The organism is Arthrobacter sp. APC 3897, from assembly GCF_030407495.1.
Taxonomy (GTDB): domain Bacteria; phylum Actinomycetota; class Actinomycetes; order Actinomycetales; family Micrococcaceae; genus Arthrobacter_B.
Window position 1 is genome coordinate 44142 of record NZ_JASDDG010000011.1, and the last position, 13177, is coordinate 57318.

9 protein-coding genes are annotated in these 13177 nt (G+C 65.3%); 5 read left to right on the plus strand and 4 right to left on the minus strand.

All coding sequences use genetic code 11. From position 1 onward, the window contains the following. Nucleotides 1-97 precede the first annotated feature (97 nt). Nucleotides 98-1570, plus strand: a complete 1473-nt coding sequence (locus QMA10_RS07135) for an FAD-dependent oxidoreductase (protein WP_290167141.1) — start codon at nt 98-100, stop codon at nt 1568-1570. 81 nt (nt 1571-1651) lie between these two features. Here QMA10_RS07135 and QMA10_RS07140 read toward each other — a convergent pair whose 3' ends face one another. After that, nucleotides 1652-2560, minus strand: a complete 909-nt coding sequence (locus tag QMA10_RS07140; protein ID WP_290167193.1) for a lysophospholipid acyltransferase family protein — start codon at nt 2558-2560, stop codon at nt 1652-1654. 168 nt (nt 2561-2728) lie between these two features. On the opposite strand from QMA10_RS07140, the gene QMA10_RS07145 reads away from it, so the two are divergent. Both QMA10_RS07145 and QMA10_RS07150 read left to right on the plus strand, forming a co-directional pair. Further along, on the plus strand, nt 2729-3490 hold the full coding sequence (locus tag QMA10_RS07145) for an alpha/beta fold hydrolase (protein ID WP_290167142.1): 762 nt from the start codon (nt 2729-2731) through the stop codon (nt 3488-3490). After that, nucleotides 3487-4074: a hypothetical protein gene (locus tag QMA10_RS07150; RefSeq protein ID WP_290167143.1), complete on the plus strand. Its 588-nt coding sequence runs from the start codon at nt 3487-3489 to the stop codon at nt 4072-4074. The genes QMA10_RS07145 and QMA10_RS07150 overlap by 4 nt, the downstream gene beginning before the upstream one ends. A gap of 32 nt (nt 4075-4106) precedes the next feature. Here QMA10_RS07150 and QMA10_RS07155 read toward each other — a convergent pair whose 3' ends face one another. After that, entirely contained in the window at nt 4107-5087 is a 981-nt protein-coding gene (locus QMA10_RS07155; RefSeq protein ID WP_290167194.1) for an ROK family glucokinase, read from the minus strand. A 242-nt stretch (nt 5088-5329) separates the two neighbouring features. On the opposite strand from QMA10_RS07155, the gene QMA10_RS07160 reads away from it, so the two are divergent. Then, nucleotides 5330-7138, plus strand: a complete 1809-nt coding sequence (locus QMA10_RS07160) for an AMP-dependent synthetase/ligase (RefSeq protein WP_290167144.1) — start codon at nt 5330-5332, stop codon at nt 7136-7138. A 27-nt stretch (nt 7139-7165) separates the two neighbouring features. Here QMA10_RS07160 and QMA10_RS07165 read toward each other — a convergent pair whose 3' ends face one another. Then, nucleotides 7166-8578, minus strand: a complete 1413-nt coding sequence (locus QMA10_RS07165) for a mycothione reductase (RefSeq protein WP_290167145.1) — start codon at nt 8576-8578, stop codon at nt 7166-7168. An 80-nt stretch (nt 8579-8658) separates the two neighbouring features. Beyond that, complete coding sequence (locus QMA10_RS07170; RefSeq protein WP_290167146.1) at nt 8659-12063, minus strand: pyruvate carboxylase; 3405 nt, start codon at nt 12061-12063, stop codon at nt 8659-8661. 246 nt (nt 12064-12309) lie between these two features. Here QMA10_RS07170 and QMA10_RS07175 point away from each other — a divergent pair, with 246 nt between their 5' ends. Next, entirely contained in the window at nt 12310-13149 is an 840-nt protein-coding gene (locus tag QMA10_RS07175) for a ParA family protein (RefSeq protein ID WP_290167147.1), read from the plus strand. The last annotated feature ends 28 nt before the right edge of the window (nt 13150-13177 follow it).

Sequence of the window (13177 nt, forward strand, 5' to 3'; positions counted from 1 at the left end):
CGTAGCCGCGGAAATCCCGCTGGCCGGGACCGGGGTCCGCGGCGGGCGCCCGGCCTGATTGAGTGGCCAACCACTCACTTATTGGAGGAGCTCAACGATGAGCAACGAACAACCGTCGCGCCCGGTGGATAGCCGGTCCATTACAGGGTATGACCACGAAACGGATGTTTTGGTCATTGGGTACGGCTGCGCCGGAGCGGCCGCCGCCCTGGAAGCCCGAAGCCAGGGTGCTGAGGTGATCATCCTGGAACGTGCCGGCGGCGCAGGAGGATCCTCCGCGCTCTCCGGCGGCGAGATCTATCTGGGCGGCGGCACTCCCATCCAGCAGGCCTGCGGGTTCACCGACAGTGCCGGGGAGATGGAAGCATACCTGCTGGCGGCTCTGGGCCCCCACGCCGACGCCGGCAAAGTCCGGGCCTATTGCCGCGGCAGCGTGGATCACTATGAATGGCTGACCAGGCAGGGGGTGCCGTTCAAGCCGTCATTCTGGGAATCACCCTCCTGGGTTCCTCCGACGGACGACGGCCTGATGTGGCTGGGCGAAAACGCCGAGCCGTTCGCCGGCCTCGCCAAACCCGCTCCCCGCGGACACCGGGTGACAGCGGAAGGGTTTGGCGGAAAAGTACTCATGGACCGGCTCGTCGGCGCTGTCAACGCGGCAGGCGCCGGGGTGCACACCGACACATATGCAACCCGCCTCATCCTTGAGGACTCCAAGGTTGCAGGCGTCACCGCCCGGCGTTTTGGGAAAACCCTGACCTACCGGGCACGCCGCGGGGTCATCCTCACCACCGGAGGGTTTGCCGACAATCCCGGGATGGTGGCGCAGCACGCGCCGTTGCTGACCGGCTGGGGTGTCACGAGCGACGGAGGAGATGACGGGCACGGCATCGAGATGGCCCAGGCAGCGGGCGCCGGCATCCAAAACATGGCAGCCGCCCAAGTGGGGATTTCCCTGGTGCCGGGGTTGGCGGTGCGGGGCATGCTGGTCAACGCCGCGGGCCAGCGCTTCATCAATGAAGACCAGTACCCCGGTTTGCTGGGCCAGGCAGCATTGTTCCGCCAGGACCTCCGGGTGTGGATCATCCTCGATGAAACGGCCTTCGAGGAGGTGCCGGAGGATGAACGCTGGGGCGTGCTGCCGCATCTCGTGGCCGAAACCCCGGAGGAGCTGGAGCAGGAGATCGGCATGCCGGAGGGTGCGTTGAGCGTTGCGGTGGCCGAATACAACAGGCACGCAGCCAGGGGTGAGGACCCGTACTTCCATAAAAACAAACGGTGGCTGCGTCCCCTGGAAGCACCGTTTGCCGCCATCGATGTCAGCCGGGGAATGTCCTCACCCGAACTGGGCGCATCGCGCGGCGGGGCCAAGGTCTTCACACTCGGCGGCCTGCGGACCGACACCAACGGTACCGTCCTGGATGTTTCAGGATTCCCTGTCCCCGGCCTGTACGCCGCCGGCCGTGCGACGTCCGGGCTGCACGGCCAGGGCTACATCAGCGGCACATCCCTCGGGGACGGCACCTTCTTTGGCCGTCGTGCCGGAGCTGCGGCAGCTGCGGCAGGCTAACCGGCGCGGCTCAGGCGCCCTGCGGCTCGGTGTCTTCAGGTTCGATGCCTGCCTCTGCCGGCGGTGTTTTCCGGCGGCCGATCATTGTGACCGTGCCGGCTCCGCGGGACCGGCTGCGCCGTCCCCGGCGGCATCGCTGCCCGTACCGGCGGCCGGCGGCAGCGGACGGGAGCGGCCGCCGGGCTGAACCGGATACGCTGCATCCGTGCCGCCGGCAGAGCCGGATCCGGCGGAACCCGTTGCACCGTGGTCGCTCCCGGGCAGGCGCACCGCTGCGCTGCGGGCTTCGGAACTCTTGGAGACCCTGCGGGCAGCCGCCTGTTTTTCCTTCATGGTGCTGGCATACACATCCACGTACTCCTGGCCGGAAAGACGCATCAGTTCGTACATGATCTCGTCAGTCACTGAACGCTGGATAAACCGGTCATTCTCCATGCCCGCGTACCGGGAGAAGTCCAGGGGCTCGCCCACAATGATGCCGATGCGGCGGATATTGGGGATCCTCCGGCCGATCGGTTGGACCTTGTCAGTGCCGATCATGGCGACCGGGATCACCGGAACACCCGTCTTCAGCACAAGTTTGGCCACCCCGGTCTTGCCGCGGTACAGACGGCCGTCCGGGCTGCGCGTTCCCTCCGGGTAGATACCCAGAAGCCCGCCGTTTTCCAGCACGTCCACCCCTGCGTTCAGGGAGCTTGCCGATGCGGCGCCGCCGGACCGGTCCATCGGCAGCTGATTGGTGAGCCGGAAGAAAGCAGCGGTGAGCTTGCCTTTGAGTCCCTTGCCGGTGAAGTACTCGGACTTTGCCAGGAAACTGACGGGGCGCGGCACCGCCAGCGGCAGGAAGATCGAATCGGAGAAGGACAGGTGGTTGCTCACCAGCACAGCCGGCCCGGTTTCGGGCACGTTATCCATGCCTTTGACCCAGGGCCTAAAGAGCAGGTTGACCACCGGTCCGATGAAAATGGTCTTCATCACCCAATAGAACACGTAAGCCAGCTCTCCTGTCCGAGACATAACAAATCAGGGACCCGGTTTGGTTTCCCATCTCCTACTCTATGCGCCCGCCTGCCCCGGCTGTATTCAGGCGCTCGGACGCGGCGCAACTTTGGGTGCCGCAGGGGTGGAAAAGCCGGTCCCGGATGCAACCATAGAGATATGACTTCCCTACCGGGCGCAGCTGCCTTTTCCAGCGGCGGACATGGCGCAAACGCCGCCACAGGTGTTCTCCTGAGCCACGGGTTTACCGGTTCTCCGGTCAGCATGGCGGCCTGGGCACGGCACCTTGCGGACCAGGGCTACGCGGTGAGCCTTCCCCTTCTTCCCGGGCACGGGACCACCTGGCAGGAGCTGGCACGTACCCCGTGGGAGCGCTGGTATGAAGGCTATGACGATGCTTACCAGGAGCTGGCCGGCCGCACTGACCGTGTTGTTGCCGCGGGACTGTCGATGGGCGGCACGCTCGCCCTGCGCCTTGCCGCGTACCGCCCGGTGGCCGGCGTGGCAGTGGTGAATCCCGGCCTGACGATTGATGATCCGCGGGCCAGATACTCCGGATTCCTCAAATACGTCCTAAGGTCCGTGCCTGCCATCGGCAACAACATCAAGCTCCCCGGACAGGATGAGGGCGCCTACACGCGCACCCCGGTGGGCGGCGTCCACCAGCTGATGCGGTTATTCAAGGACACGACGGCGGCTCTGCCGGGGATCAACGCACCGGTCATTGCCTTCCGTTCCGCAGTGGACCCGGTGGTCCCGGAATCCAGCATGGATGTTCTTCGCCGCCGTCTCGGCAGCGCTTTGGAGGTTGTCCCCTTGGAAAACAGCTACCATGTGGCCACCATGGACCACGATGCCCCCTTGATTTTCGACCGTTCCTCCCAGTTCATCCAAAGGATCAGTGCAGGTGCCGCAGCATGAAAGAACGTGAACCGGAACGCAACGAATCCACCGACGAGGCAGCTTGGCTTGACCTTGTTTCACGGCTGCAGAATATGCCGACCGATGGAACCCACGGCGGCCGTGACGCGCCCGGTCCGCCCCGGGCAACAGGCACTGACGAACCAAACGGTGGAGCGGATGCCGGGGACACCCGTGATTCGGAGGGAACCGGCGTCCCCGCTGAAGAGGATGCCGGTCAGGGCCATGCCGGCGGTCCGGTTCCGCGGTCCGCCGCGGAGCGAACGCGCGCCATCTTCGAGAACCAGCCGTTCCGGACAGTCCCGCCCCGGGGGCCGCGGGATTACGACGAACCGGAGGAGCTCGAATCCGAGGGCGAGTTTGTTCCTCCGGAACCGCCGCCGTTCAGCACGGGTGAGCCGCTGGTTGTCCTGGCCTGGATAGGTGCAGTCGGCGGACCCATCCTGCTGCTGGTTTTTGCCATGTTCTGGCGGGGCGCGCCGGTGGCGGTGATTCTGGGCGTCATCGCGCTCTTCGTGGCTGCGGCCGGCTATTTGCTCTTCCGGCTGCCCCAGCACCACGACGACGACGGGGCGGCCGTCTAGGGTACGGGTCCGGCACCCTCCCCGACAGGGCGTCAGCGCCGGGCGGCGATCCGCGACAGGTCAGCTGCCCCGATCATTCCGGCCGCGGGTCCCAGGGCCGCCAACTCCAGACGCGCGGCCGGACGGAACCCCCGTCCGGTCAGGTTGCGGGCAAAGGACCGCCGGGCCGGCTCCAGCAGGAGGTCTCCGGCGGCACTTAGTCCGCCGCCCACCACAAACATGCCGGGATCCAGGGCGGCAGCCAGGTTTGCCAGGCCAAGGCCCAGCCATTGACCCACTTCATCGAGCAGTTCCACGGACGCCTGATCTCCGTCGAGGGCCATCCTCGTGACCACTGCGCCGGTAATGCCGCTGATGTTTCCGTCCACGGCACGCAGCAATTCCTGTGCCACCGGAGAGTTGGCGGCTGCCAGTTCACGGGCTTCACGGCCGAGGGCGTTGCCCGAGGCATATTGTTCCCAGCAGCCTCGGTTCCCGCACTCGCAGCGCTGTCCGCCCGGCATGATGATCTGGTGGCCGAATTCCCCTGCCACACCGAAACGCCCGCGCTCCAGGCGTCCGTCCATGATCATTGCGCCGCCTATGCCGGTGCCGAGCGTGACACAGACCAGCCGGCTCTGCCCCAGGCCGGATCCGAACCGCCATTCGGCCCAGGCGGCGGCATCCGCGTCGTTGACCAGGTAGACGCGCCGGCGCAGCAGCCGTTCGAGGTTTTCCCGCAGTGGCTCGTTGCGCCAGGCCAAATGCGGACTGAACAGAACGGTACTTCCGGCAAGGTCCATCCAGCCGGCGGCACCGATACCAACCGACCAGACGTGGTGGTTGGCGGACAACTCGGCCACCAGGTCCGCGATGACCGACTCCACTTCGCGCGGATCCTGCCCGGGCGTTGACCGGCGCGCCTCCGCGAGGACCCTGCCGTCGCCGTCGATGAGGCCGGCCGCCACCTTGGTGCCGCCGATGTCGATGCCGATGGCCAGGCCGCGCCGGCGCATTCGGTTGGGCAGCCGCATGGGCCGGCGTGCGGAAAACGGTTCAGTTCCGCGGCGCTGCCACGGGATAGGTGACGAACGGGGTGCGGGCGCTGGGTTTACGGGGGGCATCAATCGTCCATTCTATTCGCCGCCGCGCTCACCGTGAAAGCGTTATTGGTTCGAAAAGTTACCGGCCGGTACTAAATGTGATCCACGTTATAGGCTGTTCTGTAATGTCTGCGTAATCGTCCGCGGGGCAGCCGGATATCGAAGGAGCTATCATGCGTGAGTTCAGTGTTCCCCCCAGGGTGGAGTCGCCCCTGGAGACCAACACCACCGACCTGCTGCTGGAGCAGGCGGCAAAGCCTTCCAACCCTGCCCTGTTTTCGGTTCGGGGTGCAGACGGCGCCTGGGCCCCCGTTACCGCCACTGAATTCCTGAAAGACGTCCGGGCGCTGGCCAAGGGATTCGCCGCCTGCGGCGTCGAGCCGGGCGACAGGGTGGGCATCATGGCGCGCACCCGGTACGAGTGGACGCTGGTGGACTTTGCCCTGTGGTTCGCCGGGGCCGTCTCCGTCCCGGTCTACGAGACGTCTTCACCCTCCCAGGTCGCCTGGATCCTCAGTGACTCGGGTGCCGTAGGGGTGGTTGTAGAGGCTTCCCGCCATGAGAACGTGGTCCGCCAGGCAGCCGTGGAAGAGGACCTGGCCGCTGTAAAGAACGTCTGGCAGATCGAGGGTCCCGGACTCGATGAGCTCCGTGCAGCCGGCGCAACGGTCTCAGACGAGGACCTTGAAGCACGCCGCGCCCAAGCGACGCTGGATGACACCGCCACCATCATTTACACCTCCGGAACCACGGGCCGGCCCAAGGGCTGCGAATTGACTCACGGGAACTTCGTGAACCTCTCCCGCAATGCCGCAGCTGCGCAGGCCGAGGTATGCCGCGAGGGTGCCCAAACCATCATGTTCCTGCCGCTGGCCCATGTGTTCGCCCGGTTTATCTCAGTGTTGAGCGTGGCTGCCGGTGCCACCGTGGCGCATACCCCGGACGTGAAGAACCTGCTCCCCGATCTCCAGAGCTTCCAGCCGGACTTCCTGCTGGTTGTTCCCCGGGTCTTCGAAAAGGTCTACAACTCTTCCATGCTCAAGGCCGAGGACGGCGGCAAGGGCAAAATCTTCCATGCCGGCGCCAAGACCGCCATCGAATGGTCCAAGGCAGAGGAAGCCGGCAAGGTCCCGCTGAGCCTCAAGGTCAAGCATGCCGTCTTTGACAAGCTGCTCTACGGGAAGATCCGCACTGCCATGGGCGGACGGGTTAAGTATGCGATTTCGGGAGGCGCACCGCTGGGTGAACGGCTCGGCCACTTCTTCCACGGAATTGGCGTGACGGTGCTGGAAGGGTACGGGCTGACCGAAACCACCGCTCCCGTGACCGTCAACACTCCAAGACTGACCAAGATTGGCACCGTTGGCGCGCCGCTTCCCGGCAACGCTGTCCGCATCGCGGACGACGGCGAAATCCTGGCCAAGGGCGTCAGCGTCATGAAGGGCTACTACAACCGCCCGGACCTCACGGCGGAGAACTTCACGGACGGCTGGTTCCATACCGGTGACATTGGCCAGCTGGACAGTGACGGCTTCCTGCGGATCACCGGACGCAAGAAGGAAATCATCGTCACGGCCAGCGGGAAGAACGTGGTCCCGGCACTGCTGGAGGACAGAATCCGAGCCGACGCCATTGTCTCCCAGTGCGTGCTGGTGGGTGACCAGCGGCCGTTCATTTCGGCCCTGATCACACTGGACGAGGAAGCCCTGCCCGGCTGGCTGGAACGCCACAAGCTGCCGGCCGGGACAACGGCCGCCCAGGCCGGTGAAACCGAGCAGCTGCAGACCGAGATCCAGGCACTGGTGGACCGGGCCAACGAGCACGTCTCCAAAGCCGAAGCCATCAAGGTGTTCCGGATTGTTCCGACTGACTTCACTGAAGCCAGCGGGCACCTGACGCCGTCCATGAAGATCAAGCGCGCCCAGGTCCTGAAGGACTTTTCCGGCGTGGTGGATGAGATCTACAGCGGCCAGAAAGTCTGATCCGGCGTTACCGCCCTGACCGGGGCCTTAGTCCTGTCTGTTGATCTTCAGGGACAGCAGGGCGTTTTCCACAACTTCGGTCAGGGCCGGATGGATCCAGTATTGGCCTGATGCCATGCCGGCGGCGTCCAGCCCGAAAGACATGGCCTGGATCAGCGGCTGGATCAGCATGGATGCTTCATGGCCCATAATGTGGGCTCCGAGCAGCTTTCCGCTTTCCTTTTCGGCCAGCAGCTTCACGAAGCCCGTGCTGTCCTCCATGGCCCAGCCGTAGGCCGTGGATCCGTATTCCTGAACGGCCAGCGCCAGCTCCACTCCCCTTGCCTCCGTATCCCGGCAGGCTTCCTCCTCCGTCATTCCAACGGAGGCAATCTGCGGACTGCTGAAGACGGCCGAGGGAACAAACCGGTGGTCGCTGGCCCTTAGGTCCCCGGGGTGCACCAGATTGTGTGCCACGACGCGCGCCTCATGGTTGGCGACGTGTTTGAGCTGGAAGTCGCTGCTGACATCTCCGAGCGCCCACACTCCTTCAACGGGCCGGCCGTCCTTTTGCACGCGCTGGAACTCATCCACCGCCAACCGTCCGTCGGGGCGCAGGTCAAAGCCGGCAGCGTCAACGCCGAGACTGTCGGTATTGGGTACGCGGCCTGTGGCCACCAGGACCAGATCGACGTCGAGCGTGCCTGTCCCCTCGGGTCCCTCCAGGGAAACCTGCACGGAGCCGTCGGGATTCTCAGCCAAAGACCTGACCTCGGTGTTCAGCCGCACGTCCCACTGTTTGGAGGCAGCCTCGGTGAAGCGCTCGGACACTGTGGCATCCATGGCGCGCAGGAGGGGCCCGGACCGGGCAGCCATGGTGACGGATGAGCCGAACGCGGAAAACACAAAGCCAAACTCGGCGGCAATGTACCCGCCGCCGATGATCAGGATCCGCTCGGGAAGTTCGGGGATGCGCATGACTGTGTCGGACGTGTGCACCTGCGGCAGGTTGATGCCGGGAATGTCCGGCAGTACCGGCCGTGATCCGGCCGCCACCACAATCTGGTCGGCGGTGATGCGCTGGCCGTCCTCGGTCTCGAGGGCATGTTCGCTGGTAAAGCGGACATAGCTGTCGTAGAGAGTGACGTTGTCCAGTTCCTCGGCCCGGTACCGGCGGCCGCCCTCGGAAATCGAGTCAATGCGGGTAAAGATGCGGTCGCGGATATCACGCCAGTGCACCTTGTCCAGTGTCAGGTCCACCCCCAGCCGGGCCGCATCTGCGCCGGCCGCCGCCAGCTGCGCCGGATAGACGTACATCTTGGTGGGAATGCACCCTACGTTCAGGCAGGTCCCGCCAAAGGTCCCGCCGTCGATCACCGCAACTTTCCTGCCGTCCCAATCCGGAGTAATCAGGGAGTTGCCGGAGCCGGAACCAATAATGGCCAAATCAAAGTGAGTCACGATCCCAGTCTAGGGCGCAAAAGGGCCCCGTGTTCCGTCAGCAGGATCACGGGGCCCTTCGCAGGACATGCGGCCTCGGGTTAGCCGTCCTTGGGCTCAATCACCACCAGGAGGTCTCCGCCCTGCACCTGCTCCACAGCTGAGATTGCCAGCCGGGCAACCTTTCCGGCCACAGGCGCCGTAATGGATGCCTCCATCTTCATGGCTTCTATGGTCGCCACGGTTTCGCCCGCTGCCACTTCGTCCCCCGCCTTCACGGTGACGGTGACGGCGCCGGCAAACGGAGCCGCGACGTGACCGGCATTACCCGGATCCGCCTGCTCGGAAACCTTGGCCTCGGATTTGACGCTGCGGTCGCGGACCAGCACCGGCCTCATCTGGCCGTTGAGCGTGGTCATCACAGAGCGCATGCCCTTTTCGTCCGGATCGGACACCGCTTCCAGAGTGGCAATCAGGCGCACACCTTTTTCGAGTTCAACCACGTGCTCAACACCCTGCTGCAGCCCGTACAGGTAGTCGCGGGTGTCCAGCACGGACACGTCGCCGTAGGTCTCACGCACGGTGGTGAAGTCCTTGGCCGGGCCCGGGAACAGCAGCCGGTTGAGGGTCTCCCGCCGGGTAGCCGAGTCTCCGGCCAGGCCGGCGCGGTCCACCTCGGTGAGTTCGACATCGCGAACCTTGATATTGCGTCCCTGCAGGGCTTTGGTCCGGAAAGGCTCGGGCCAGCCCCCGGGCGGGTTGCCCAGCTCGCCGCTGAGGAAGCCGATGACTGAATCCGGGATGTCGAAGTTCTGCGGGTTCTCTTCGAAGTCCTCGGGTGCCACCTTGCTGCCAACCAGCTGCAGGGCCAGATCGCCGACCACTTTGGAAGACGGCGTGACCTTTACCAGCCGGCCCAGCATGCGGTCCGCAGCGGTGTACATGTCCTCAATGGCTTCAAAGCGCTCCCCCAGACCGAGGGCAATGGCCTGCTGGCGCAGGTTGGAAAGCTGTCCGCCGGGAATTTCGTGCTGGTAGACCCGGCCGGTTGGGCCGGCCAGACCGGATTCAAACGGAGCGTAAACCCGGCGCACCGCTTCCCAGTACGGTTCCATGGCGTTGACAGCGTCCAGGTCCAGTCCGGTGTCGCGGTCGGTATGGGCCATGGCTGCCACCAGGGCGGAGGCTGCGGGCTGGCTGGTGGTGCCGGCCAGGGATGCAGTAGCCACGTCAACGGCATCCACGCCCACGTTGGCCGCAGCCAGCAGGGTGGCAAGCTGTCCGCCCGCGGTGTCGTGGGTGTGCAGGTGCACGGGCAAATCAAAGCGGTCACGCAGGGCAGCCACCAGCTTGGCCGCCGCTGCCGGCCGCAGCAGTCCGGCCATGTCCTTGATGGCCAGGATGTGGGCTCCGGCGTCCACCATCTGCTGGGCCAGGTCCAGGTAGTAGTCCAGCGTGTACAGCTTCTCATTGGGGTCCAGCATGTCCGCCGTGTAGCACAGGGCCACTTCGGCAACCGCTGTGCCGGTGGCCCGGACGGCGCGGATAGCCGGTTCCATCTGTTCGACGTCGTTCAGGGCATCAAAGATGCGGAAGATGTCGACGCCGGTAGCAGCTGCCTCCTGCACGAAGGCCTCAGTCACCTCCGTCGGATAGGGCGTGTAGCCCACGGTGTTCCGGCCGCGCAGGAGCATCTGGATGCAGATGTTCGGCAGTGCCTTGCGCAGTGATGCCAACCGTTCCCAGGGGTCTTCGCCGAGGAAGCGGAGGGCGACGTCGTAAGTGGCTCCGCCCCAGGCCTCCACCGACAGCAGCTGCGGCGTCAGCGCGGACACTGCCGGCGCCGCCAGCAGCAGGTCGCGGGTGCGGACCCGGGTGGCGAGCAGCGACTGGTGCGCGTCCCGGAACGTGGTATCCGTGACGGCCAGCGCCTGCTGGGCGCGCAGCTCTGCGGCGAATCCTTCCGGACCAAGCTCCTCAAGCCGCTGGCGTGACCCCGGCCGGACTTCGGGCAGGTTGACCGGCAGCTTATCGGCCGGGTTGATGTGCACGGGAAGCTCCCCGTGCGGCTTGTTCACTGTGGTATCGGCCAGCCAGTTCAGCAGACGTGAGCCGCGGTCCGCTGAGCCGCGGGCGCTGAGCAGCTCGGGCCGTTCCTCGATGAAGGAGGTTGCGACGTCGCCGGCAATGAAATCCGGGTCATCGAGGACGGCCTGCAGGAACGAGATGTTGGAAGAGACGCCGCGGATCCGGAACTCGGCCAGAGCCCTCCGGGCACGGTTGACGGCGGCCGGGTAGTTGCGGCCGCGGCAGGTCAGTTTTACGAGCATGGAATCGAAGTGCGGGCTGATGTCAGCGCCGGCATAGACCGTGCCGCCGTCGAGCCGCACACCGGCGCCGCCGGCGGACCGGTAGCCGCTGATCTTCCCCACATCCGGGCGGAAGCCGTTGGCCGGGTCCTCCGTGGTGATGCGGCACTGCAGGGCCGCGCCGCGGACGCGCAGTTCCTCCTGACGCAGTCCGAGGTCCTCCAGCGTCTCGCCGGCGGCGATCCGCAGCTGGGACTGCACCAGGTCGACGTCGGTGATTTCCTCGGTCACCGTATGCTCCACCTGGATGCGGGGATTCATTTCGATGAAGACGTGCTGCCCGGCGCGCTCCCCCACAGTGTCAACGAGGAACTCAACAGTCCCGGCGTTCTCATATTTCAGCGCCTTGGCGAACTTCACGGCGTCCCGGTAGAGGGCCTGCCTGATGCTCTCGTCCAAGTTGGGCGCCGGCGCAATTTCAATCACCTTCTGGTGGCGGCGCTGGAGGGAGCAGTCCCGCTCGAAAAGATGGATAACGTTGCCCTCGCCGTCGGCAAGGATCTGGACCTCGATATGGCGCGGGCGCAGCACTGCCTGTTCCAGGAATACGGTGGAGTCACCGAAGGCGGTGTCAGCCTCACGCATCGCCGCATTCAGCGCTTCCGGCAGGTCCTTGGCAGTGTCTACGCGGCGCATGCCGCGGCCTCCGCCGCCGGCCACAGCCTTCACGAAAATGGGGAACCCAATGTCCTCGGCTTCAGCGAGCAGCTTCTCCGGGTCTGAGCTGGGCTGGGTGGAGCGCAGGACCGGGATGCCGGCTTCCCGTGCAGCGTTGAGGGCATGCACCTTATGTCCGGCGAGCTCAAGGATGTCCGCGGCAGGACCCACAAAGGTGATGCCCGCTTCCTTGGCGGCCCGGGCGAGCTGCGGGTTCTCGGAGAGGAACCCGTACCCGGGGTAGATGGCGTCGCAACCGGATTCCTTGGCAACACGGATGATCTCGTCCACGTCCAGGTACGCCCGGACGGGATGTCCTTCCTCACCGATCAGATATGCCTCGTCAGCCTTCTGCCGGTGAATCGAGTTGCGGTCCTCGTGCGGAAATACAGCCACCGTCTTGGCGCCCAGTTCATAAGCAGCCCTGAAGGCCCTGATCGCGATTTCACCGCGGTTGGCTACCAATATCTTCGAGAACATTGCGCTCCTGCATCGTTGCGGGTTGACGGCAGCTCGGAAGCGCTGCACTCTTCGTGATTCTAGACCCGGCACTTCCGGCGGTGGCCGGGAAAGTGGTCCGGATCACGCTAAGTATTCTGCCTTTTCTCCGCCACCCTGCAAAACCAACACTGCCGGAGTTACCTCCCGGCGTCACATAGAATGAGACAGCAGCCTCACAGGGGCCCCGCCCGTGATCCCTAGACACGTTAGGTTTTGGTTCAGCAAGTGCAAGTAGTGAGCATCAGCAGCCTGAAGGGCGGCGTGGGCAAAACTTCTGTGACGCTTGGGCTGGCGTCCGCTGCACTGGCAGCAGGAATACCCACCCTCGTCGTGGACCTGGACCCGCACGCAGATGCAACCACGGGGCTGGGCGTCACGGCGGCGGGCAAGCCGGGCATTGGTGAAATGCTCAAGAATTCCCGGCGCGCCCAGCTTGGGGACAGCGTTGTTCCCAGCGGCTGGGTGGCCAATGTCCGGCGATCCGGGAACTACGGCCCCGAGCACCGGCCTGTCCTCGATGTCGCCATGGGGTCCGCTTTTTCCGGAATCTATGACCGCCCGGAGGTGGGCCGCAGGGACCTCCGGCGCCTGGCCACGCTCCTGTCCCGTGTCAGCGGCTACGGATTGGTCCTGATCGACTGCCCGCCGTCGCTGAACGGTCTGACGCGCATGGCATGGACGGCCAGCAACCGTGTCCTGCTGGTCGCGGAACCCGCGCTCTTTTCCGTAGCAGGAACCGAGCGGACCATGCGTGCGCTGGAACTGTTCCGCAGGGAATTCGCTCCCAACCTTGCCCCCGCGGCGATCATTGCCAACCGGGTGCGGTCCGGCTCCAACGAGCACACCTTCCGGCTGGCCGAGATGAAGCAGATGTTCGGTGGCCTGCTGCTGAGCCCCACTATTGCGGAGCAGGCCAACTGGCAGCAAATCCAGGGAGCTGCGCATTCCGTGCACCACTGGCCCGGTGAGTCGGCCAAGCAGGCGGCCCGTACTTTCGATTCACTGCTGACGAACGTTGTGGAAACCCGCAGCGCCCGCAGCCGCGTTATCCGCCGGGCAGGCTAAGCGCCCCTCGGGCAACCAACCGTCCTCC

Coding starts and splice junctions, on each gene's coding strand:
- QMA10_RS07145 (WP_290167142.1), top strand. CDS start 2,729: ATGACTTCCCTACCGGGCGCAGCTGCCTTTTCCAGCGGCGGACATGGC.
- QMA10_RS07170 (WP_290167146.1), bottom strand. CDS start 12,063: ATGTTCTCGAAGATATTGGTAGCCAACCGCGGTGAAATCGCGATCAGG.
- QMA10_RS07150 (WP_290167143.1), top strand. CDS start 3,487: ATGAAAGAACGTGAACCGGAACGCAACGAATCCACCGACGAGGCAGCT.
- QMA10_RS07135 (WP_290167141.1), top strand. CDS start 98: ATGAGCAACGAACAACCGTCGCGCCCGGTGGATAGCCGGTCCATTACA.
- QMA10_RS07155 (WP_290167194.1), bottom strand. CDS start 5,087: ATGCGGCTGCCCAACCGAATGCGCCGGCGCGGCCTGGCCATCGGCATC.
- QMA10_RS07160 (WP_290167144.1), top strand. CDS start 5,330: ATGCGTGAGTTCAGTGTTCCCCCCAGGGTGGAGTCGCCCCTGGAGACC.